Below are 22,852 nucleotides of genomic sequence, written 5' to 3'. Positions count from 1 at the left end.
TCAGCCCTGGATTTCCTGCGGGAGCAGGGTTTTGAGGAAGTCCACGAAGAGGACGAAGGCCATGGCCAGGCAGCCGAAGGCCGCGGCGAAAACAAAGAAATGGTAGGGGATGCGCAGCGTCTGCGAGAGTTCCCCGGTGCGGATCAGATCCATTCCCCAGTCCATGGTTTCCTCGGCGGCCAGCGCGAAGAAGGCGCAGGAGACGAGATACTGGATCGCGTCGGAACCGCGCTGGAGCGCCTTGGGCATCTGCTCCGTGAGCAGGCCCACGAAGATGTGCCCGCGCTTGCGCTGGGCGAATCCCAGGGAAAAGGCCGTCAGCACCGCGCCGAAGAAGCCGACCAGTTCCACGGTGCCCTGGATGGGTTCGGCCACGGCGCGCAGGATCATGTTGGCGCAGGCCAGGAGCATGGCGGCCACGAGGAATATTCCGGCGAGCACCGCCAGGGCGGTGGCCATGCGTCCGGCCGCGGCGTCGAGATGGCGAAGGAGCGTCTGCATTGGCGGTCCGATGAAGCGCCGCGCTCCCCCGCAAGAGGGAGCGCGGCGAAACGGTTGCGGCTAGTTTGCGAACTGGGCCTTGAAGGCGAGCAGGTCGTCCATGATCTGATCGGCGGGAAGGCCCGCAGCGGTGGCGGACTGCTTCCAGGCGTCGATGATGGCGGCGGACTTTTCCCGGGCCGTGGCCTTGTCCTCGTCGGAGAACTCGAAGACCTGGAGTCCGTGGTTCTGGATGGCCCATTCCACGGCCTCGGCCGTGTGGGTGTCCCAGTACTCGCCGGTCCAGGCGGCCTGTTCGGCGGAGAGACCGTCCATGGCCTTCTTGGCGGCTTCGGGCAGGGCGTCCCACTTGGCCTTGTTCATGACCACGGCGAAGATGTAGACCGGGCCGTCGGTGATGGTGGCGTAGGGGCAGAACTCCGCGAACTTCATGTCCTGGAGCACTTCCAGGGAGGTGTACAGGCCCTGGACGATGCTCTTCTGGAGCGCGTCCGGCACCTCGGGCATGGGCATGCTCACGGTCACGGCGCCGAGGGCGTCGAGGAACTTGCCGGAGGTGCCGTTGCCGCGCAGCTCCAGGCCCTGCATGTCCGCGATGGATTTCACCGGGGTGCGGGACATGATGTTGCTCGGCGGGGTGGCGAAGAGGGTCAGCACCTTGACGTCCTTCAGCTCGGCGGGCTGATACTTCTCGTACATGGCCCAGAGCACCTGGGAGGACGTCTTGCCGGAGTGGAAGCCGACAGGCATCTCCACCACGGAGGAGAGCGGAAACACGCCCGGCATGTAGGACATGGCCACGCAGCCGATGTCGGCCTGGCCTTCGATGACGCCGCGCAGCATGTTCTTGGCGTTGAGCAGGGTGCCGCCGGGGAAGGTTTCCACGGCCACGGCGCCGTCGCTGCGATTTTGCACCTCGTCCTTCCAGCGCTCCATCTGCACGCAGGGCACAGTGAAGGCGGGCGGAAAGTTGGCGTAGGTCAGCTTGACGGGTTCCGGCTTGGCGGGAGCCTCGGCCGCGGGCTGGCCTTCAGTCTGCGTCTCGGATTTCTGGGCGGCCTGCTGGTCGCCCGAGCCCCCGCATCCGGCGAGCAGCAGCGCGCCGAGCAGCGCCGTCAGAAGAAAAATGCGTTTCATGTCCCTCCCCTTATTGTTTAAAAAAAGGCCCGGCAGCGAACCGCCGGGCCTCGTGAAGCTATTTCAGGTTGAGATCGTAGGCGAAGAGCACGGTCTTGCGGTAGTCGAGCTGGATTGCGCCGGGATAGGTGTTCACCAGCACGATCAGGTCGAGCTGCCCGTCGTTGTTGTAGTCCACGATGTCGTAGGCCACCACGGTGCCGTTGATGCGCCGCGTCTTCCAGGACAGGCTCATGCCCGTGCCGTCCCAGAACAGCGAGTGGATTTCGCCCTGGGTGAAGGTGCGGAAGCGCTTGAAGACCTGGGCCGCCACGGAGATGTCCCGGTTCAGGAGCAGTTCGTACTTGTCCGTGCCGGTCATCAGGTTGGTGGCGAGCATGGGCATGGGAATGTAGTAGTACTGCTGCTCGGAGACGTCGCGGTGGGAGCCGAGGCCGGGAACCACGGCCGTGGGCAGCTCCAGGGGGATGGCCGAGCTGTTGTAGGTTTCCTGGGACACGGATTCGGGCTTGAGGTCCGCGGAGAAGATCTGGATTCTGCCGAAGGAGTCCAGCATGGCCACCTTGTAGGTGCCCTTTTCCGGCAGGTAGGCGAAGTTGTAGATGTTGCCGAAGGGCGGCATTGCCACCTTCTTGCCTTCGATGACGGACTTTCCGGAGACGTAGACCTCGTGCACGTCGTCGGAATCAAGCAGGTTGTTTCTGCCCTTGGGCTGCCCGATGAGGATCGAGGTGAAGGTCGGGGGCATGCGCACCACGTTCAGGAACATGCGGACGTCCTCGACCACGGGCGAGAAGCCGGAGCCGTTGAAGCGGTAGATGTAGGAAAGCGGCGCTTCGTCGCGGTAGGTGGTGACGACGAGTTCGCTGGCTCCGTCCTTGTCCAGGTCGATGGACTGAAGCGAGATCAGGTCGGCCTTGGACGCGAAGGTGACCTCGCCCATGGGCATGAGGCGGTCCTGCTCGATTCTGTAGGCTTCCAGGGAGTGGTCCTTGAGCAGGAAGATTTCGTTCTTGCCGTCGCCCGTGGCGTCGCAGACGGCCATGCTGCGCGAGGCGAAGCGCAGGCCCTGGCTCTGCCAGCGGCCCGTGTTGTGCGTGCCGCCCTCGTAGCGGAATTGCGGGTTCACCGAGGATACGGTGGGCTGCTGGTTCGCCGTGGCCTGGGCGTCGAGGAACGAGGGGTTGGCGGCGCTGGCGCTGGCGCCTTGCTGCTGGTCGGCCTCGGCCTGCTGCGCGGTGTTGAAGAGCTGGCTGGTGATCTCGCCCGCCATGCGGTCGAGTTCCATGGTCACCTCGTCCAACGGAACTTCGGAGTTCTTGACGATGGGGTCGCTGTTCAGGCTCTGGAGGGTGACCTCCAGGGAGACCTTGTCGCCGGAGACGCCGATGTTGCCCCAGACGAGGTAGTCGGTTCCCGTGCCGGCGAGCGTGTTGCGGGCGGCGCTGCTGTTGGCCGGGGCTTCCTGGCCGAGGGCCAGGGCCACGGAATCCTGGGCGGGCTCCAGAGTGCCGGGCACGGTCAGCTTGCGCTTGATGCGCGAACTCGCGCCTTTGCCGTAATGCTGATATTTCTCAGGGCCCATATAGTTGAAGGGAAAGACCACGAAGGTCTTGACCTGAGCGGCGGCCGGACCGGGAAGCAGCGCCCAGGTCAGCAGCAGACAGGCCAGAGTTTGCAGGCAGATGAGGCTTTTGGAACGCATTCGATTCCTCCGGTTGCAACGCGTGTTGCGCGTGTTCATCGTGGCCGCGCTCGCCGAGCGCGGTATGAGCCCTCTTATCAAGATGTGGGCCGGGTTGCAAAACATACGTGATTCGGACCGTCCAGATGCGTTGGTTGATCATCCCGTCAAAACGCACTATTCGGGCCGGGTAAGGCTGACAGCGGGTGAAATTTCATACTCCCCGCGCCAGGAAAAAACAAGGTGATGCAATGGGCAACGAATCACGCCGCAATTTCCGTCTCGTCTGTTCCGAACAGCGGGCTCCCCTGGTGGAGGCGCTGCTCCGGGCCGAAGGCTTCGGCTTCGAGCAGGAGCCGTTTTCGCCCTTGGCCCGCGTGCTGACCAGCGAGCCGTCGCCCCTGGGCACCAGCGCTGCGGCGCGGTTCGGCCGCGTCTACATCCAGGACCGCTCGTCCATGCTTCCGGCCCTGGCGCTCGATCCGCCTGCGGGCGCGAGCGTGCTGGACATGTGCGCCGCTCCCGGCAGCAAGACCGGACTGCTCGCGCGGCTCGCCGGACCGCAGGGTTTCGTGCTCGGCTGCGAGCCTTCCACCGGACGCATCGCCACGCTGCGCGCCAATCTGCGCCGGGCCGGGGCCGTCCAGACCGTGACCCTGCACGGGGCTTCCGAGCGGCTCGATTTCGGCGGTCCCGCCTTTGCGCATGTCCTGCTCGACCCGCCGTGCAGCGGCTGGGGCACCGAGGACAAGAACCCCCGCGCGCGCAGCCTCTGGTCCGGGGAAAAGGTCGAGCCCCTGCTGCGCCTTCAGCGGGCGCTGCTGGAGCGGGCCGCGGAGCTGCTCCTGCCCGGCGGAAAGCTGGTCTATTCCACCTGCACCACCAACGAGTACGAGAACGAAGCCCAGGTGCTTCGGGCGCTTGAGACGCTCGGCCTGGAGCTGGAGCCGTTGCCCGCGCCGCCCGGCTTCGTGTTTGACGAGCCCCGGCTGGGCTGCCCGGCAGGCGTCTTGCGCGTGGCCGAGGAATCCGAAGGAGAGGGGTTTTTCGTGGCCGCGCTGCGCAAGCCAGAAACGGACTCCCAGGGGGCGACGGCCGAACGGCGCGGGACGGGGGCTCCGTCCGGGGGGAGACGGCTGCGCGCGGAACGCCTGCGCGGGCCGCAGGGGCTGGACTGGGCCGGGCTTCCGCCCGGAGAGCTCTGCGAGTTCGCGGGCAAGGTGGTCTTTCTGCATGCGGAGGCCCTGCGCCTGATCGGTGCGGGGATGCGCTGGCAGGGCGCGACCCTGGGCAAGCTGAACAAGGACGTGTTTCGGCCCGATCCGTTCTGCCGGGCGCTGATGCCGTCCGAACCGGGCGAGGGCGCGCTCGACGTGCAGGATGCGGATGAAATCGTCGGGCTCATGTCCGGCCGTGCGCTGGCGTCGCCGCCGGGCGACGGACCCGTGCCGCTGTATTTCCGGGGGCTCCCGCTGGGCTGGGCCGCGCGCAAGGGCAAGCGGGTGCTCTGGACGGAAAGCTGAGGAATAACTCGAACAAATTTCGATCCTTGCAAAAAATACTATTTTTTCGAAAAAAGGGTTTGACAAAAAGCCCCCGGCTGTGAAATACGTTCCTTCCGCCGCGGACGAACGGAGCTTCCAACGAAGCCGCCGCAGTCGAGCAAGAGAGCTTGACAAGTTCCTGCGGGACGGCTACAAGCCGAACTCCCACGGGCGGGTAGCTCAGTTGGGAGAGCATCGGCCTTACAAGCCGAGGGTCACAGGTTCGAGCCCTGTTCCGCCCACCATCTTTGATATGTAGGGAGAAAGTCCCTTCATATAATATACGCGGAGCCGTAGTTCAGTTGGTTAGAACGCCGGCCTGTCACGCCGGAGGCCGCGAGTTCGAGTCTCGTCGGCTCCGCCAGATAGTCAAAGGGCATCAATCGAAAGATTGATGCCCTTTTTCTTTGGTGCCGGTCCGGAAAGCACCATGCTTATTTGTCGGCTATGTGTTGTTTTAAGTAATAATCGCGTATGTTTGTAATGTGCAGTTTCTCTGCGACTTCCGGTTACATGCACTTATCCTATCGGATTTGCCTGGGAAGTATGATGTGTCAGCTTTTGATTGAGGCTCTATATGTTTTGATAAGCTCAAAGGTAATTATGGGCAGGCACTTGTTTAAAGTCCATGACTCTTGATTTGTGATAGAATCTATTCAGCATCATAGAACCTTCATCTCTGTTGGCATGTCTTGAGTTAGCCCAAACGAGAAATTTCTTAATATATTCGTTATTTTGACTTGATAGTCTATCTATTGGTACGAATAGCCCTTGGCCTATGTCAACAAACTCAAGATTGTTTTTGAGGATATATCTGTTGTTTTGGAAGTAGATGTCAGGGAAAAATAATGAGACATCAAATCCATTGTATCCTTCAACAAAACCACCAAGACACGTGGCGGTAATTGATACGATTTGGCAGTCATCGATAATTATTCCATTTGGTCCACATAGTGCGTCAATGATCGGTTTTAAAATGTTGTCTAAGTCTGGTGTCTTAGGATATTCATATCTTTCTAAATCGTTTATCCTCCATTCAATCTGAACTTCTACATCTTCCACCCAAATCCAAGGGATTTCTATTGTTTGAGCTTGGAGCATTTCTTTGATCAGTGCTTTTTTTGTTCCTCCTCCCTGAAAGCTAACAGGTGTCGGACCAGTCAAGTCTATTCGGCTCTTCGTTGGGGGGAAGTGCCCATAGTTATCACTTGCCGATCCCGCTATCCTCATTTTCCAATCTTGGATCTCTGCGTTAGTATAATCTTCTGTTTTCATTTTGGATAATATGGTAACGTAATTGTTTTCTGTAGGATGTTGTTGTGCTAGAGTGGAGTTCTAGATATTCTCAAACCATTGACCATCGACTTCAACTTCCTCAACCATACGAACATTCACACCGAGTCGGAGTTTCTTGAGCATTTCAACGAGGTCATCACCGTCAATTAGATCAATCGGTGAGGCTCCATCACGGGTGGCTTCTTTGGTCGCTTCGCGGGTAAAGGTTCCGGTCGTGATGAACAACCCCTTGTCTGCTCTGCCGATCATGGCGCCTCTGAAGTCCCGGATTGCTCCAGGTCCGACGGACCCTTTGTAGCGTTTGCACTGGAAGACGACGTGGTAGCTCAGGACATCCTGAATCTTCACGATTCCCTTGCCGTCAATGCCGCCGTCGCAAGACTTGCCGGTGACTTCGACCTGAACGAAACCGATTTCCCGAAGGATCCGTTTTGTCAGACGTTCGAAGGCACTTGGTTCAAGGGAGAGGATAGCTTGGTGGATGACCTCCCGCCAATCCTTTGCTTCCGGAATGGCGTCTGGTTCCTCGTTGATCACTCTTTTCTTGGCATTTTTGGCCAGTCCGCGCACGGTCTGGACGATTTCTTCCGGGTCAAGTCGCATCCCGCGTTGGTGCTTGTCGGTGAACGACCAAACACCTCGCTCTGAATTGTCGATCAACCCGTATTTTTTCAGGTAGGTTCTCGCCCAGGCAAGGCGGTATTCAACTTCGGTTTGGCTGGATTTTTCTGGATTGTGAGGCTGCGAAGTAACCTCTTCCGGAAGGCCAAGAAGCTGAATAACTCCTTCGGCGATTTCTTGGATGGTTCCTGACCCCCCAAGTTCTTCGATGACCTTGAGGGTGGGGATTAGCATTTCGTGGTATTGAGGTGTGTTCATTTTAGGTTTCCATACGCCTTCGCCTATAAGTTGCCAAGGTCTGAATAACTGAAGCAAGCAGAAGCGTTTTCTTCGGCGGAGGGCGCACCGGAGCAGGCCTGAGCAGCGATCCCGGCAGGAGGGCGGCCGGGCGAATCCGGCGCAGGATTCCAGGGGCAGTCTTTGATCGCTCCTTGAGGACCGTCACCGCCCCTATTTCGCTTCGTCCTATTCCACGTCGTCGAACTTCTTGCGCAAGGCCTCCAGGCCTTCGCGGTACTCTTCGGCATCGCCGTACTTGAAGAAATGCACGTAGCGGCTGTGCACGGACTTGACCGCCCGGGCATGGCGGATCGGGCACCAGAACTGTTCGGTGCGGGCCGCCACCTCGCGGACGAAGCTCATCAGCCCGTTGAAATAGCCGCAATAGACGCAGTTCAGCTTTTCCAGCCAGTTGAGGTATTGCAGGGATTGGCGGTCGATGACCACGTATTCGCCGCGCTTCACGCGCGGGATGCCGTAGACCGGAAAGCAGATGAATTGATACACGCAGACCACGAGGTCCAGAAACAGGGCGGGAATGAGCGCTGCCCAGATGATGGGAATGGTCAGGATGATCAGAAATCCGGAATCGTAGACGTATTCCGACAAACGCTTTGCCAGCTTCTTGTGCCGAAGGGAAACCTCCTCGCTGAACCAGACTTTCTTCTTCTCAATGGTGTAGTGCACCTCTTCGCGCTTTCTGGAGAGTTCCTCTGTCAACTCCCGTTCCAGAACCTGAATTCGCTCAAGAATATCAGTGAGATTGTTCATGGTCTTCCTCGATGGCGGTTGTCGGTTACGGGGTAAGGCCACCCTACCACAATTCCCGGGCAGGGGGCATCACTTCGAAGCGGTTCTCGACTGAAATTCTGGAGAAACGGTGCTGATCTTGAGGTGAAACCCGCACGCGGTTGGGCTCGCGGTTCATGCGGGAATGCGCGGGGAGCTTTTGCCGCAAGGGGTGCAGCCGTGGGGTGCCGAAACAAAAAAGGCCGGGGAGGCAATCCCCGGCCTGAATTCGTGCGGAAGGGTGCTCTATTTCTTTGGGCGCGTTGCGGAGAGCGCGAGAATTCTGGCCTTGCTCGGCAGGAGCGCGACCATGGGCACGAGCAGGAAGAAGAGGCAGCCGAAGATGAACGAGATGTCGTTGTAGGCGAGCATGGTGGCCTGCCGCATCAGCAGTTTCTCGAGCATGCCCAGGGCCAGCTTGGAGGCGCTGACCGCGTCCACGCCGAGGTTGTGCAGCAGCTGCACGAGCGTGGCCTGGTAGTCCTGGGTGTTCTGGCTCAGGTCGCTGATGTGCTCGGCGAGGTAGCCCCGGTGCACGCGGATGCCCCGGTCGAGCAGGGTCGCCACCAGGGCGTAGCCGATGTTGCCGCCGACGCGGCGCGCCAGGGTGTAGATGCTGGATGCGTCCGTTACGTCGCTGCGAGAAACCGTGCAGAGCGAGACGGTGCTCAGGGGCACGAACATGAACGGCATGCCCACGCCCATGATCAGCAGCGGGGGAATGAGGTTCAGGAAGCCCGCTTGAATGTTCAGCTGCATGAGGTCGTAGTAGGACCAGACGATGATGACGATGCCTGCGAGCACGAGCGCCCTGGCTCCGACGCGCTGGTAGAGCCAGCCCGCCACGGGCATGAAGAGCAGCAGGGTCACGGCGCGGGGCGCCAGGGCGAGGCCCGCCTGGAACGCGGGGTAGCCGAGCAGCTCCTGCGTGAACTGCGGCAGGATGAAGGTCGTGCCGAACAGGGACACGCCGAAGATGAGCCCCATGGTCGAGCCGAGGGTCAGGTTGCGGTCCTTCAGCACCCGCAGGTTGACCACCGGATCCGGGCAGCGCAGCTCCCAGTAGATCAGGGCCAGGAACGCGAGCACCGTGGCGATGGTTCCGGCCAGGATCATGTCAGACTCGAACCAGTTTTCGCCCTGGCCGCGCTCCAGCACGATCTGCATGCCCGTGAGGGCCACGGAGAGCAGGAAGATGCCGAGCCAGTCCACGGACTGCACGCCGCGCCGCAGGTAGGGCGGGTCGTGCACGAATTTCATGGTCAGGGCCATGCCGATGATGCAGACGGGCACGTTGATGTAGAAGATCCACGGCCAGCCCAGGACGTCCGTGAGCCAGCCGCCGCAGATGGGGCCGAGGGCCGGGGCCAGAACCACGCCCATGCCGTACAGGGCCATGGCCATGCCCTGCTGCGCCGGGGGAAATGTCTCGCGCAGGATGGCCTGGGAAACCGGAATCAGCGCGCCGCCGCCGATGCCCTGGATGACGCGGTAGACGATCATCTGGGTGAAGGTCGTGGCCGTGCCGCAGAGAATCGAGCCCACCGTGAACAGGGCGAAGGAGGCGAGGTAGAGGGTTTTGCGGCCCACGAGAGCGCTCCACCAGCCGGACATGGTGACCATGATGATCTCGGCGATGCTGTAGCTCGTGGCCACCCAGGTGATGGAGGAGAGGTCCGCGCCGAAGCTGCCCATCATGTGGGGCATGGAAACGTTGACCACGCTGGTGTCCATGACGGCCATGAACGCGCCGAACATGACCGTGAACGCGATGATCCACCGCTCTGACGGGGAGGTTTCCTCCAGGTCTTTGTACATGGACATGCCTACCGGGCCGCGGGAGCCTGGGCGGAAGTTCCTTCCGCGCGCAGCGAGCCTGCGCCCCCCGCCTCGGAGATGTCCACGCTGGGCATGACGGACATGCCCGGAGCCAGGACGTAGTTTTTGTCCGCTTCCGAGGCGTCCAGAACGATCTTGACCGGGATGCGCTGCACGACCTTGATGAAGTTGCCCGTGGCGTTTTCCGGGGGCAGCAGCGTGAACCGCGAGCCCGTGCCGCGCTGGATGCTGTCCACATGGCCGTGGAAGGTCACGTCGGGATAGGCGTCCACTTCGATGTCCACGGGCTGTCCGGACGCGATGTCCGCGAGCTGGGTTTCCTTGAAGTTGGCCACGACCCAGACGTCCGGGCTGACGATGGAGAAGAGCTTCTGCCCGACCTGGACGTAGGTTCCCGGCTCCACGGCCTTTTTGGTCACGTGGCCCGCGCAGGGAGCGGTGATCCGGGTGTAGGAAAGGTTCAGCTCCGCCTGTTCGACCTCCGCCTCGGCCTCATGCAGTTCCGCGGTGCGGATGTCCACCTGCGCGTATGCCTGGCGCAGTTCGTCCTCGGCGGCCGCCACGGTGGCGCGGGCCTGCCGGATCTCCGCTGAATGGGTGTCCACCTGGCGTTTGGCCGAATTGAGCTTGGCGCGGGTCATGGCTTCCTGGGCCTTGACGTGGTCGAATTCCTGGCGGCTTACGGCTCCGGCCTCCACGATCTTCCGCATGCGGTCCAGGTCGTTCTCGTCCCGCTCGTATCCGGCGCGCACCTCGGCCACCTCGGCCTGAACCTGGGCCAGTCCGGCGTGCTGGGAGGAGAGGCCCGCCTCCTTCTGGGCCAGGACGTTCTGCGCGGCGGACGCCTTGGCCTGGGCCTCGGTTACGGCGGCCTGGGCCGAGCGCAGCCGCGCCCGGGCTGCTTCGAGCGCCACCTGGAAGTCGCGCGGGTCCAGCTCGGCCAGCAGGTCGCCTTCCTTGACCAGCTGGTTGTCCTCCACCAGCACGCGGGCGACGTGTCCGGCGACGCGCGGACTCATGCTGACCACGTGCGCCTCCACGAATGCGTCGTCCGTGGACTCGTGGGAAATGGCGTGCAGGTAGAAGGGCAGGGCCAGCGCGAGCAGCAGCGCCGTGATTCCCATACCGAGGATGATCCTGGAGCGGCGGCCCTTCGGCAGCTTGAGGCGGGCCTTGATCCCCTTGCCGGGGGCGGATTGCGCGGATTCGGTGTTGTTCTGGCTCATTCGGTGTCCTTGAAGTTCGATATCTGGCGTTGTCGCCCGTCTGCGGCGCAGGGTTCGCGCTTTTGGCGCGGGGGCGGTTCCTGTCAGCCGATTTTGCGCAGCGCCTTGAGCACGAAGGCTTCCGCGTGGCGGCAGACGGTTTCCGCGTCCGTGCCTTCGGGCCGGAACAGGCACACGGAGCGGATCAGTCCCGGAATGTACTGCGCGGTCAGCCGGGGATGTTCGTCCTCGAAGACGCCCTGGGCGATGCCGCGCCGGATGACGGCTTCGATGATGCCGCGCAGTTCCAGCCGCTTCTCGTTCCATTCTCCGGTCTGCGGGCAGTTGACCACTGCGCCGCGCAGCAGCTCGACGATGACGGCCTTGCCGAAGAGGTGCCGGACGATTTCCCGCACGGCGCAGGCCATCTGCTCGTCCGCGGGGCCGTCCGCATGGGAAACCTGCGCCCGCAGCCGGTCCACGAGTCCGGCGAACTCCCGGAAGAGCACGGCGAGATAGAGTTCGTCCTTGCTCTCGAAGTAAAGATACAAGGTTCCCTTGCCCACGGAGGCGGCCTTGGCCACGTCGCTGAGCAGCACCTTGTGGAAGGGCCTGCCCGCGAAGAGTTCCGCCGCCGCGTCCAATATCCGCGTCCGCTTGTCGTCGCTGTAAGCTTTCATCCTGGAGAACCGCCTCCATCCTTAAATAAAGATCTGCGAGCGCCCGATGGGCTTCGGCAGGGCCGTCCGGCCCGGAACAGTACTGACTGGTCAGTTTTGGCGAATGGAACTGATAACCACGCCGAAGGAAGCTGTCAAAGACTGACCGAGGGTTCTGGCGGGGTGAAGCCGGAAATCACTCCGGCAAGATAAGAATATCGTGAAATATAGGGACGTTCCAAGAACAAAAAAATAACCGGAAAATCCGCCTGGATGCCTGGTGCGCCGAGGTCAGCCGCCCGGCACCACCAGCTCCATCTTGTCGCCGCAGAAGCGGGCGATGCCGAATTCCACCGGGCGGCCGTTGCTGTCCGCATTCACGTATTCGACCACGAGCACAGGCCGCTTTTCCCTATGCCGCAGGTGGCGCGTTTCCTCGTCGCTGGCCATGCGCGTGCTGATCCGGCTGACCGCGCGGAAGGTCGCCTCCACGCCGTAGAGGTTCAGGCACCGGCTCAGGGAGCCGGATTGCCTGTAGTGCTCGATGAGCCCTTCCATGCCCGCGTGCGGGAGGAAGTGCGAGACGATGAAGAGCCGCCTGCCCTGCACCTCGCCCAGGCTTTCAATGTAGTTGATGCGCGCGTTGGGCCGAAGTCCCAGATGCTCGGCCACGACATCGGAGGCGTGCATCAGGTCGCCGTGGAGAAAGTGGAACCGCACGTCGAGGCCGCCCAGGCCGAGTTCCTGGCTGAACCGGGTTCGCCGGGGGCGTTTGTGGTCCAGGGGCTGCTCCAGGACCACGCTGCCGCGCCCCTGCGCCGTGCGGACGAGTCCCATCTCGCGCAGTTCCTGCAATGCCCTGCGGATCGTGTGACGATGCACGTCGAATCGCTCGCCCAATTGCTGCTCCGTGGGCAGCAGATCGCCGGGCGCGAGTCGTCCGCGCCGAATCTCCTCGGCCAGCTCGTCGCGCACCAGCCGCCAGAGCGGGGAATAATTCCTGACCATGCACCATTCCTCCGTATCCCGTGTCGTGAAGACGGTGTATCCGGTAAATGGGCAACCATCGATGCCAACCGCGTTACGTTCAATGAAAATCATGCGTCGGGGCAGGGCGGCGAAAGAATTGTCCGAGGCTGGACTGCCGGGGACATGCCGCCGAAACGAAACAGGCCCTTGGACGTGGCTATCCAAGGACTTGCGGCGTTTGATCGTGCGCCATTTGGGGAGGGATTTCCGCTGCCTGCCTACTCCACCTGTCCGTCGATGAGCACCTTGTCCGGAACCAGGGCCGGGCAGACCGCCCTCGCCGCGTCAAAAGCGTCCTCTTCGCGGATGATTGTGATGACTGCTCCATGATCCGCAATGCCTGAGAGGGCCGGGACATCCTTTTGAAGTGGAAGCCCCCGGACCGTGATCAAGATGTGGGGCTTGTAGTAGTCCTCGCCCCGGTAACGGATGTGTTCCGTGGGCGTGGCATCGCGCAGCTTGACTGCTTCCCTGGCCGCTTCGGGCGTCAGTATCAGGTCGAGCACGTGGAAATGCCCCTGATAGGAGTCCACGTTCCAATAAGTGTCCTTGATCCTGGTGATCGTGATTTGGACCACGTTCTCGCAGGAGACATCGTAGCGTGCCTGGGCCAGGGCCGCCCCTGGCATCAGCAAAAGAAGGAGGAAAACGAGTCTGTGCATGGCGAGGGCATCCGTGAAGCGGCAAGTCACTGAGGTCGGGCCAAGGGCCTGCCGCGATTGATCGTGGTGTTTGGGCAATATTGCGCCTGCCCGGCTCTTCCATTTGTCCCGCTACTCCACTTGTCCGTCGATGAGCACCTTGTCCGGAACCAAGGCCGGGCAGACCGCCCTTGCCGCGTCAAAGGCGTCTTCTTCGCGGATGATGCCGATTGCCGCTCCTTGATCCACAAAACCCGAGAGGGCAGGGGTATCATCTTGAAGCGGAACGCCATGGGCCGTGATCACGATGCGGGGCTTGTAGTAGTCCTCTCCCCGGTAGCGGATGTGTTCCGTGGGTGTGGCATCGCGCAGCTTGACTGCTTTCCGGGCCGCTTCGGGCGTCAGCGTCAGGTCCAGAATATGAAAATGCCCCTGATAGGAGTCCACGTTCCAATAAGTGTCCTTGATCCTGGTGATCGTGATTTGGACCACGTTCTCGCAGGAGACGTCGAAGCTCGGCTGGGCAAAGGCCGCCCCTGGCAGCAGCAAAAGGAGGAGGAAAACGAGTCTGTGCATGGTGGGCTTACCCCTGGATGGTGTATTGGAGGGTCGAATTGTCGCCAACGGCGATGATTATAAAAACTTCCCACGGAACAGGAAGCTCGCTGAATTTGGTGAACACAAATACTTCGGATTTACCTGCTTTCAGGTATGAAGTGGATTTCCATTTCGTTCGATCAACCCAAATTCTCGCTCCTGCCCAAAACGGCCCCAGATTTCGGATGGTAACCGTAATCTTTTGCCCCGCGTCGAACTTCTCCGTGGCGTGGTCCTCAAAGCCCTGCAACGTGTTGACGATGCCGACGCGCGGCATCGGCTCCTGCCGCACTTCGCACTTGCAGTTCGGATGCACGGGTCCGGGACGCTCCTTGAACCATAATCCTTCCATGGCCCGGCATTTCTCACAGGCCGTTGGCTTTGGAAGGTAATGCCAATATCCCGGCTGCACGCCTCCCGAACTTCCGGACATGTGCTTGGGCATGCCGTAAACAAGCTGGTCGTCTCCGATGTGCTGAACCCATTTCTCACTAATGAAGCATCACTCCTGGTTATGGTTTTCAGGTGCGCCTGCAATGCGCCGCTCTTTGCTGAAAACCGTACCACGGCTTTTGCGTGCTCCCTTGCGGGGGTGTGAGAACGGATGAGAACGGGCAAAAATGGCCGGAAAAAGGAAGCCATAAATTGCTTGACATGTTTTTACCCTAATATACGAATGAATACAAGAAATCGATTTTGCGGCATGTGGACCGCCTTTTCCGCGGGCGGAGCCGGAAGCAATGGAATCAGAGCGGTGTGCGCGGAGTGCGGGAAAAGGCGGAGGAAGGAAGAAAACGGGGGCGGACAAGCGGACCGGGAAAAGAGGGACCCGGCCCCGCGTCGCGGGCAGACGCAGCGGGGCCGGGCCATATGAGGGGCTGGACGCTAGAGGAAGAAGTACACGGCCGCCAGTCCGGTGAGGGACATGGTGATGGTGTACGGCAGCGCCAGCATCACCATCCGGCCGTAGGAGAGCCGAATGACGGGTGCAAGGGCGGAGGTGAGCAGGAACAGGAACGCGGCCTGGCCGTTGGGCGTGGCCACGCTGGGGATGTTCGTGCCCGTGTTGATGGCCACGGCCAGCTTGTCCAGGTGAGCCATGAGCTGTCCGGCCTGGGCCGCCGCCGCCGGGGGCAGGGTGGCCAGCACGTCGGCGCGGGCCACGTGCGGGTCGGTGAGCTTGTCCATGAGCTGCGCGCCGGTCATGCCGATGTCCGGAATGGCGCCGAGCAGCTGGATGAAGTGCAGCTTGGTCTCGGAGATGTAGACCGTGGCCACGAAGACGTTGTCCGAAATGGAGGAGAGCACGCCGTTGGCCGCGTAGTAGGCCGCGAGCTGGGACTGTCCCTTGAGGCTGAGCACGTAGTTGATGATCGGCGCGAAGAGTTCGTTGTCGTGGATCACGGCCACGATGGCGAAGAAGACCACGAGCAGGGCGGTGAAGGGCAGCGCCTCTTCGAAGGCCTTGCCGAGCTGGTGCTCCTCGACCACGCCGTTGATGGACGTGAGGATGACGATGACCGAGAGGCCGATGATGCCCACGGCGGCGAGGTGCAGGGCCAGGGCGACCACGAGCCAGATGCCCGTGAGGGCCTGGATGATCAGGCGGGCTTGGCCCTGGCGTCCCTGTTCCTCTTCCATGCGCACCGCGGTCTCGAAGAGCAGCGAGCGGATGTTGCCGGGAAGCTGGGCGCCGTAGCCGAAGAGGTGGAACTGCTCCACGGCGAGGCAGGTCAGCAGGCCCACGACCAGGACCGGCATGGTCACCGGAGCGACCTCGATGAGGAAGGGCACGAAGTGCCAGCCCATTTCGCCGCCCACGAGCAGGTTTTGCGGCTCGCCCACCAGGGTGCAGACGCCGCCCAGGGCCGTGCCCACCGCGCCGTGCATCATGAGGTTGCGCAGGAAGGCGCGGAATTCGAGCAGGTCGGCCCGGGCCTGTTCCGCGACCTTGTTGTCGTCGCCGAGGTCGTGGGTGTCCTGCATGGCCGCGCCCGAGGCGTAGCGATGGTAGACGTTGTAGAACCCGTAGGCCACGGCCATGATCACGGCGGTGACGGTCAGGGCGTCCAGGAACGCGGACAAGAAGGCGCCCGCCAGGCAGAAGAGCAGGGCGATGAGCTTTTTGGAGCGGATCTGGACCAGGATGCGCGTGAAGGTGAACTGGAGGAAGTCCTTCATGAAATAGATGCCCGCGACCATGAAGATCAGGAGCAGGATGACTTCGAAGTTCTTGAGCGCCTCATGGTAGACCATCTCGGAAGAGGTCATGCCCATGATCACGGCCTCGATGGCCAGCAGGCCGCCCGCGGGCAGCGGGTAGCACTTCAGGGCCATGGCCAGGGTGAAGATGAATTCGGCTATGAGCGCCCACCCCGCCACAAAGGGCGTGGTGGTCAGCAGAAGCAGAGGGTTGAGGATGAGAAAACCCAGGATGACCTGTTTGTACCAGACCGGGGCGTTGCCGAGAAAGTTTCTGCTGAACGATTGCGCAAGCGTGGGCTGCATTGTTTCATTCTCCTTGAAAACGGGATCAGGATGACCTTGCCTTGAACCGCCGAGGGGGCTCGAAGGCGCATTCCCCCCCGTCCGGCGAATTCTCGTGGTCGCCGGGCGGAGGGGATTCTACGACTGCGAAGCTTACGATTCTAGTAGAAAAACATGAGCGCCGAAATCATCACGACCATATAGATGACCGTCATGCCTGCTCCGGAGCGCACGTAGTCGATGGTCCGGTATCCGCCGGGACGCATGATCAGGGCGTTGACCTGGTGCGTCGGCAGAACGAACGTGTTCGAGGCGGCCACGGCAACGGTCAGCGCGGCCACGCGCGGGTCCACCCCGGCGTTGAGGGCCATGTTCATGGACAGCGGAACCAGCAGCACCGTGGCGCCCACGTTGGAGGCGACCAGGGTGAAGAACGAGGTCAGGATGCCGATGACCGTGAGCAGCAGCAGCGGGCTTGGGGTGCCCAGGGCCGCCATGATCGTGTCGGCGATAAACTTGGCCGCGCCCGTGTTTTCGAAGGCCATGCCCAGCGGAATCAGGCCGCCCAGGAGGAAGACGGTCATCCAGTCCACGGATTGGTAGGCCTCGTCGATGGTCATGACCTTGGTCAGGACCATGCCCAGCGCGCCCGTGAGCAGCGCGATGGAGAGCTGAATGTGCAGGCCGAGGATGAGCACCAGGGAAACGGCCAGCCAGAACAGGGCGACCTTGGCCTTTTCCGTGCGCAGGATTTCGCCCTTGACGGCTTCCGTGAACACGAGGTCCGGCTTGTCCTTGAGCAGGTGGAACATCTCCCAGCGGCCGTGCAGGAGCAGGGCGTCTCCGGGGCGGATGACCATGTCCACGAGACCGCTGATGAAGATCTTCTCGCCCCGGAAGATGGCCAGGGGCGAAACCTGGAGCCGGTCGCGCAGGTGCAGGGTGGCCAGGGTCTTGCCCACCAGCTCGGACCGGGGGGTGACGATGCCTTCCATGATGCCCGCGTTGTTCGGGGAAAGCTCCTCGGCGAAGGAGATCAGCTCCGGCCGCAGCTCCCAGCCGAGATCCTCGGCCATGCGCTCGGCGAATTCGTGCGGGCCGACGACCACGAGGTCGTCGCCGGGCTTGATGTCCATGTCGGGACCGGGGGCGAAGAGGTGGGTGCGCCCCTTGTCGCGGGCGATGGCCACCACGGTGCAGAAGTAGATGGGCCGCAGCTCCAGGGCCGTGAGCCTGCGCGAGCCTTCCCAGCCTTCGGGAACGTGCAGCTCGAAGAGGGAGCCGAGGCCGCCGTACGTGGCGGCCAGGATGGAGGACATGGGACCGCTCTGGTCCTCTTCGCTCTTGCTCGGCAGGATGAAGCGTCCGAAGACCGCGAAGTAGATCAGGGCCGCAACCACCAGCAGCACGCCGATGGGCGTGACCCCGAAGAGCCCGAAGGGGTCGTAGTGCTTGCCGCCCACGACCATGAGGTCGTTGAGCAGGATCAGCGGGCTGGAACCGACCAGGGTCAGGCAGCCGCCGATGATGGCGCAGAAGCCCATGGGCATGAGCAGCCGGGGAACGGGAACGCCGGTCTGGTTGCCGATGCGCTTGGCCGCGGGCAGGAAGAGCGCCGCCGCCCCGATGTTCTGCATGAACCCGGAGATGAACGCCACGGTGCCCGCGATGAGCGTCATGATCCGGGTTTCGCTTTTTCCGGCGAAGCGCAGGATGATCCTGGCCATGCTGTTCATGACGCCGGTCTTGTCCAGGCCCGCGCCGATGATGATGACGGCGATGATGGAGACGACCGCGTTGCTGCTCAGGCCGCTGATGGCCTGCTTGGGCGTCACGAGTCCGAGAAGAGGCAAAAGCACCATCATGATGATGCCGACAACGTCCACCCGGACCCATTCGAAGATGAAGAGCAGGACGGCGAAGGCGAGGATGGCCATTACGGTGATGATTTCAGGCGTCATGGAGTCTACCCTTGCGTGTGTTCGTGCTGGAGCGGTCGCGTGAGTGGGAGTGCGTCTACCGGACGCGCAGGGTGGCGCGGGTGTAGACGGGAATGGAGCGGCTCGTGGAGGACTCGCTGACGACGTCGTTCATGACGTAGCGGAACTCGGAATCTTCCTTGTGCAGATCGGCGACGACGTGGTCCTCGGCGCCGGAACGCACCAGATGGTTGAAGCGGAGCCCGGCCTCGGCCGCGCGGCAGGAAAAGCCGTCGATGTTGGAGGCGCAGGTGTTCTCGAACTGGGAGAAATTGTGTCCGTTCTCGTCCAGGTTCAGGGCGACCAGCGAGCTTCTGGTCTTGGAGGCCATGTCGATGGCGTATTCCATGACTTCGTTGGAGAAGGACGTGCCCTTGCTGACCACGAGGATCTTGCAGGCGGCGCGGGGAGCCGCGACGGTCTGGGTCGCGGTTCTGGCGGCGGCGGGGGTGGCGGCCTTCTTGGTGGCGGAAGCGCGGCCCTTGTTTCGGAAGCGGTCGAATAAAGTCTTCAACTTGAACCCTCCTGCTTCTTCGGCCAGGTGCTGCTGGCGATTGATGAACCACGTTCCCACGTGGCAGGTGTTGCAATGGTCGGTCGCCATGGTCTCGTAGTGCCCGTTGAAAAGTCTTCTGGCCGTCTTGCCGATGTTCATGGGGAGCCTCCCTGTGTTTTGCCCTGAAAATATCAAGAGCCGTGCCAAGACCCGGCAGGCCTTATAATTCCACGGATTCCTGCCCTGCGGGAAATATGCGCGTCAGGGGGGGGCGGTTTTGCGTTGCAGATCGTAACGGTGTTGCAGCCCTTGAAAATAAAAATCCTTAAATTACAGCATCAATGACGTGTTGCATAATCGGTGTTGCAGATTGAAACCAAGGCCCGCAAAAAGGCGATTCCAGCGCGCGAAGCAGGAGCTGGACACGGGATTTGCCCTGCTTGGGAAACTTTTCTCGAAATCTTTTTCGGATTAAAACCAAACAATACGGCGTGTTGAGCTGTTATTGGCCTCGTCTGAGGAGGCCGCTGCCATGTCTGCGGGAGGGAGGCTTTCAGGTTGGTTTTCGCCTGTTGCAATGTGCAATGTTAACACCCCGTGAACAGCGTGCTATCCAGACTATCGGCGGCATCAGACGCCGCCTCCGGCGGAGAGGGGGCCGAGGCGGCATGCGCAGCAACGGATAAAGCGGCGGGAGGTCGGCAGCATGAGCTGGTTCTGGAGAAAGAGCGAGGAGCAGGCCGCGCCTGCGTCGGCGGCGGAGCGGACGGACAAGGCGGATGCTTCGCCGCGCAGCGAACGGTTGGAGCGTCTGCCGGAACAGGATCCCGTGTTGGAGGATCTGCGCGCCCGCGTCGAGTCCGCGGGGCTTCCGGCCCACGCGCGCTCTGCGGCGCGGGACGAGTGCGAGCGGCTGGCCAAGGTGGACCGCTCCTCCCCGGAATACGCGCTGAGCTGCAACTATCTTGAATTTTTGCTTTCCCTGCCCTGGAACGTGAGCACCAAGGACGACCTGGACCTGGAGCGGGCTTCGGCCCTGCTCGACGCGCGCCACTTCGGACTGGGCCGCGTCAAGGAGCGCATCCTGGAGTTCCTCGCCGTGAAGAGCCTGCGCAGCCGCCGCCAGGCCAGAATTCTGCTCGCGGACGACGAGGCCATTGCCCGCGAGAACCTGACCATCGTCTTCGAGAAGGACGGACACGAGGTCCGCGCCGTGTCCAACGGCCTGGAAGCGCTGGAGGCCATGCGCGAGCAGCCTGCGGACGTGGTGGTCACGGACTTGAAGATGGAACGCATGGACGGGCTGGAGCTGCTCCAGGAACTGCGCAAGGGCTGGCCCGACACCGGAGTGATCATGCTCACGGGCTATGCCACGGTGAAGAGCGCTGTCACGGCCATGCGGCAGGGCGCGGATCAATATCTGAGCAAGCCCGTGAACCTGACCAAGCTGCGGGCGCATGTGGACGAGCTGTTGCTGCGCAGCGGGCGGGCGCGCTTTTTGCGCGGGCCGGTGCTCTGCTTTTCCGGGCCTCCGGGCACGGGCAAGACCTCCATCGGCAAGGCCATTGCCGAGGCCCTGGGCCGCAAGTTCTTCCGGCTTTCCCTGGCCGGCCTGCGCGACGAGGCCGAGCTGCGCGGCCACAGGCGCACCTATGTGGGATCCATGCCGGGCCGCATCCTTCAGGGCGTGGTCAAGGCCGGGGCGCGCAACCCGGTGATCATGCTCGACGAGATGGACAAGGTGGTCCAGGACTTTCAGGGTGACGCGGCTTCGGTGCTGCTCGAAATCCTCGACCCGGAGCAGAACGCGGCCTTCGGCGACCACTACCTGGGCCTGCCCTTCGATCTTTCCGGGGCCATGTTCATCGCCACGGCCAACGTCGTGGAGCGGCTGCCCGGTCCCCTGCGCGACCGCATGGAGGTCATCGAGTTCACCAGCTACACCCCGGACGAGAAGGCCGAGATCGCGGTGCGCCACCTCGTGCCGGAGCAGCTTCGCCAGCATGGCCTGGAGCCGGGCGAGGTCCGGTTCGAGCCGGAGGCCGTGCGCAAGATCGTGGCCGACTATACCCGCGAGGCCGGGCTGCGCGGGCTGGAGCGGCAGGTGGCCTCGCTTTGCCGCAAGCTGGCCCGCCAGGTGCTCGAAAAGAATCCCGGACCCGAAGGCATCAGCGTGAGCGCCGAGGACGTGGAGCGTCTGCTCGGACCTTCGCCCCATTTCCGCGCCTCGGCCCGGACCAAGCCGCGCGTGGGCCTGGCCGCGGGTCTGGCCTGGACCGAGAACGGCGGCGAGATCATTCTCGTGGAAGCCGCGCGCATGCCAGGCAACCAGCAATTGATGCTCACGGGCTCTCTTGGCGAGGTGCTGCGCGAGTCCGCGCGCACGGGCCTGAGCTACATCCGCAGCTGCGCCGCGCAATACGGCATCCCTGCCGATTTCTACGAATCATCCGACATCCACGTGCATATTCCCGCCGGAGCCGTGAGCAAGGAGGGGCCTTCCGCGGGCGTGACCATCACCCTGGCCCTGCTCTCGCTGCTTACGGGCCGCCCGGTGCGCCCGGACGTGGCCGTGAGCGGGGAGCTTTCGCTCCTGGGCGAGGTGCTGCCCGTGGGCGGCGTGCGCGAGAAGCTCATGGCCGCTGTGCAGGCGGGCTTTGCCACGGTGCTGCTGCCTGCCGGGTGCGCCGGGGCCGTGGAGGGCGTGGAGCCGGAAGTGCTGGCCGCCCTGGACGTGAAGCTGGTGGAGAGCATGGAGCAGGCCGCGGAGCTGGCTTTGCTGCCGGAGACGGAACGGGTCGCGTCTGCCGAGGTGTCCTGACGGGAGATAAGGCCCGGTATCCCAGTCGTGCAGGCCGCCGTCATAATATGTGATGGAGGCCGAGGGGCGAGCGCAAGTACGGGTTGCCGTCTTTCACGACATTGCCGAAGAAGTCGTGCGGATTTATGTCCACCACGTCTAAGTTGTTCGTTGCGTCACGGTAAGAGAAAACTTCAACCAGCAAGAGCTCAAGTCAACGAGCAGCACGTTGGATTAACATGCCGAGGAGTGCCCCGGTGAGGATCTGACACCGGGGCAAGAAAGCATTCTATTCTGTTGAAGATTTATGAAAAACATCCCGAAGCATGAGTGCCGCACCTGTGAAAAAGTAAAGCGCAAGCAACACTCGGTATGCCTTTAGAAACGGAGGCATAGATCCTATGAACACATTAATGTATAAATCATGCGCGTATATGGCCAGTAGATAAATTGCTACTCCAGTAAGCGCTACTTTTTTCCCCTTGAGCGCATAGTATGCAGTTGGAAAAATGAAAGCACTATCGACTATCCTTGCCCAAAAAAGTAATGGCCCCATGGCAAAGAGGGTATAGAGATGCGGCAGGAGGAAAACCGCCTTAACACTTACAAGCACTTCTATCGTGAACAGGTATTTTTTCAGCATATATTTTATTTCTTGAAATTGATCGATGGGCTACTCATCAGATGATTTCTTGCCAAAGATTGCCTCAAGCCCACTCCTGATCCAAGAGTCACCGGTATTGGAAACTCCAGTATCTCACGAGCGTCTCTCTCAGTAATCGGTTGGTACGTGCCTGTGACTTGGCATTCTTCCGTACATTCGTTCCCTTTGCAGTATGGATTTTTTTCCTCGCAAGTTCGTTCTTGCGTTGAATTCGTCTCCAACCCCTGCGGATCCCGCCCATTGACTGGATCATCCGAACAATACCCATACCATTCCGAATCCCCTCCAGCAGCGCCGATGGGGTCTTTGGCTGTGAAGCGTCCGGTATCCGGATCGTAATCCCGCCAGCCGAAGCGGACCCGTCCCGTATCCCAGTCGTACAGGATTTCCTTTACCATGCCTTCGGTCGGGAATTCAACCATACGCACACTGCCGATATGGTCCATATGCAGAAGAATTTGAATGGGTTGTCCCTGGTCGTCGCGCTGGTCTTCCAAGACGTGGCCTTCTGCAATGCCCAGACCGGACATCGGTCGTCGGGTTGTGGGGCGATAGCGCATTCCTGTGGGATCTCCGCAAGACTAAACACGATTTTGGAATAGGTA

The 22,852-nt window shown here is 61.7% G+C and carries 20 protein-coding genes and 2 tRNA genes; 4 read left to right on the top strand and 18 right to left on the bottom strand.

What is annotated here, in order from left to right; translation table 11 throughout:
• The 3 genes from G452_RS0116685 to G452_RS0116675 are packed head-to-tail and all read right to left on the bottom strand — an operon-like array spanning position 1 to position 3,343.
• Entirely contained in the window at positions 1–501 is a 501-nt protein-coding gene (locus G452_RS0116685) for a TRAP transporter small permease (protein WP_022663410.1), read from the bottom strand.
• A gap of 60 nt (positions 502–561) precedes the next feature.
• Entirely contained in the window at positions 562–1,638 is a 1,077-nt protein-coding gene (locus tag G452_RS0116680; protein WP_022663409.1) for a TRAP transporter substrate-binding protein, read from the bottom strand.
• Between the two features lie 58 nt (positions 1,639–1,696).
• Entirely contained in the window at positions 1,697–3,343 is a 1,647-nt protein-coding gene (locus tag G452_RS0116675) for an FG-GAP repeat domain-containing protein (RefSeq protein WP_022663408.1), read from the bottom strand.
• Between the two features lie 230 nt (positions 3,344–3,573).
• On the opposite strand from G452_RS0116675, the gene G452_RS0116670 reads away from it, so the two are divergent.
• From G452_RS0116670 to G452_RS0116660, 3 genes are all read left to right on the top strand, one after another.
• Positions 3,574–4,845, top strand: a complete 1,272-nt coding sequence (locus G452_RS0116670; protein WP_022663407.1) for an RsmB/NOP family class I SAM-dependent RNA methyltransferase — start codon at positions 3,574–3,576, stop codon at positions 4,843–4,845.
• A gap of 190 nt (positions 4,846–5,035) precedes the next feature.
• Positions 5,036–5,111 (top strand) — tRNA-Val (locus G452_RS0116665).
• 42 nt (positions 5,112–5,153) lie between these two features.
• Positions 5,154–5,230, top strand: a tRNA-Asp gene (locus tag G452_RS0116660).
• Positions 5,231–5,457: 227 nt separating this feature from the next.
• On the opposite strand, the gene G452_RS21240 is transcribed toward G452_RS0116660, so the two are convergent.
• From G452_RS21240 to G452_RS0116600, 13 genes are all read right to left on the bottom strand, one after another.
• On the bottom strand, positions 5,458–6,141 hold the full coding sequence (locus tag G452_RS21240) for a RusA family crossover junction endodeoxyribonuclease (protein WP_081650675.1): 684 nt from the start codon (positions 6,139–6,141) through the stop codon (positions 5,458–5,460).
• A gap of 60 nt (positions 6,142–6,201) precedes the next feature.
• Positions 6,202–7,041, bottom strand: a complete 840-nt coding sequence (locus G452_RS0116655; protein ID WP_022663406.1) for a restriction endonuclease — start codon at positions 7,039–7,041, stop codon at positions 6,202–6,204.
• A 207-nt stretch (positions 7,042–7,248) separates the two neighbouring features.
• Positions 7,249–7,833, bottom strand: coding sequence for a hypothetical protein (locus G452_RS0116650; protein WP_022663405.1), 585 nt, complete (start codon positions 7,831–7,833; stop codon positions 7,249–7,251).
• A 264-nt stretch (positions 7,834–8,097) separates the two neighbouring features.
• Positions 8,098–9,669, bottom strand: a complete 1,572-nt coding sequence (locus G452_RS0116645; protein WP_040368857.1) for a DHA2 family efflux MFS transporter permease subunit — start codon at positions 9,667–9,669, stop codon at positions 8,098–8,100.
• 8 nt (positions 9,670–9,677) lie between these two features.
• Positions 9,678–10,916, bottom strand: a complete 1,239-nt coding sequence (locus tag G452_RS0116640) for an HlyD family secretion protein (protein WP_022663403.1) — start codon at positions 10,914–10,916, stop codon at positions 9,678–9,680.
• 83 nt (positions 10,917–10,999) lie between these two features.
• Entirely contained in the window at positions 11,000–11,575 is a 576-nt protein-coding gene (locus G452_RS0116635; RefSeq protein WP_022663402.1) for a TetR/AcrR family transcriptional regulator, read from the bottom strand.
• A gap of 270 nt (positions 11,576–11,845) precedes the next feature.
• A complete protein-coding gene (gene phnF, locus G452_RS0116630) occupies positions 11,846–12,562 on the bottom strand; it encodes a phosphonate metabolism transcriptional regulator PhnF (protein ID WP_022663401.1) in 717 nt (238 codons plus the stop codon).
• A 239-nt stretch (positions 12,563–12,801) separates the two neighbouring features.
• The gene (locus tag G452_RS0116625; protein ID WP_022663400.1) at positions 12,802–13,245 is read right to left on the bottom strand and encodes a hypothetical protein; all 444 of its coding nucleotides are present in this window, start codon (positions 13,243–13,245) and stop codon (positions 12,802–12,804) included.
• Between the two features lie 111 nt (positions 13,246–13,356).
• Positions 13,357–13,800: a hypothetical protein gene (locus G452_RS0116620; protein ID WP_022663399.1), complete on the bottom strand. Its 444-nt coding sequence runs from the start codon at positions 13,798–13,800 to the stop codon at positions 13,357–13,359.
• A 7-nt stretch (positions 13,801–13,807) separates the two neighbouring features.
• A complete protein-coding gene (locus G452_RS21780; RefSeq protein WP_211213505.1) occupies positions 13,808–14,266 on the bottom strand; it encodes a hypothetical protein in 459 nt (152 codons plus the stop codon).
• A gap of 440 nt (positions 14,267–14,706) precedes the next feature.
• Positions 14,707–16,329, bottom strand: a complete 1,623-nt coding sequence (nhaB, locus tag G452_RS0116610) for a sodium/proton antiporter NhaB (RefSeq protein WP_022663397.1) — start codon at positions 16,327–16,329, stop codon at positions 14,707–14,709.
• 140 nt (positions 16,330–16,469) lie between these two features.
• A complete protein-coding gene (locus G452_RS0116605; RefSeq protein ID WP_022663396.1) occupies positions 16,470–18,269 on the bottom strand; it encodes an SLC13 family permease in 1,800 nt (599 codons plus the stop codon).
• 55 nt (positions 18,270–18,324) lie between these two features.
• Positions 18,325–18,942 carry a hypothetical protein gene (locus G452_RS0116600; protein ID WP_022663395.1) on the bottom strand — a complete coding sequence of 206 codons (618 nt, stop codon included), beginning with the start codon at positions 18,940–18,942 and terminating at the stop codon, positions 18,325–18,327.
• A 547-nt stretch (positions 18,943–19,489) separates the two neighbouring features.
• Here G452_RS0116600 and G452_RS20145 point away from each other — a divergent pair.
• Entirely contained in the window at positions 19,490–21,604 is a 2,115-nt protein-coding gene (locus tag G452_RS20145) for a S16 family serine protease (protein ID WP_022663394.1), read from the top strand.
• Between the two features lie 268 nt (positions 21,605–21,872).
• Here G452_RS20145 and G452_RS21230 read toward each other — a convergent pair whose 3' ends face one another.
• Together G452_RS21230 and G452_RS21225 are read right to left on the bottom strand one after the other, a co-directional pair.
• Positions 21,873–22,226, bottom strand: a complete 354-nt coding sequence (locus tag G452_RS21230; protein WP_081650673.1) for a hypothetical protein — start codon at positions 22,224–22,226, stop codon at positions 21,873–21,875.
• Positions 22,227–22,231: 5 nt separating this feature from the next.
• Entirely contained in the window at positions 22,232–22,807 is a 576-nt protein-coding gene (locus G452_RS21225) for an RHS repeat-associated core domain-containing protein (protein ID WP_081650672.1), read from the bottom strand.
• Between the last annotated feature and the right edge of the window lie 45 nt (positions 22,808–22,852).

It is taken from the genome of Paucidesulfovibrio longus DSM 6739 (assembly GCF_000420485.1).
GTDB lineage: Bacteria > Desulfobacterota > Desulfovibrionia > Desulfovibrionales > Desulfovibrionaceae > Paucidesulfovibrio > Paucidesulfovibrio longus.
This window is presented reverse-complemented; position numbering and strand designations above follow the sequence as displayed.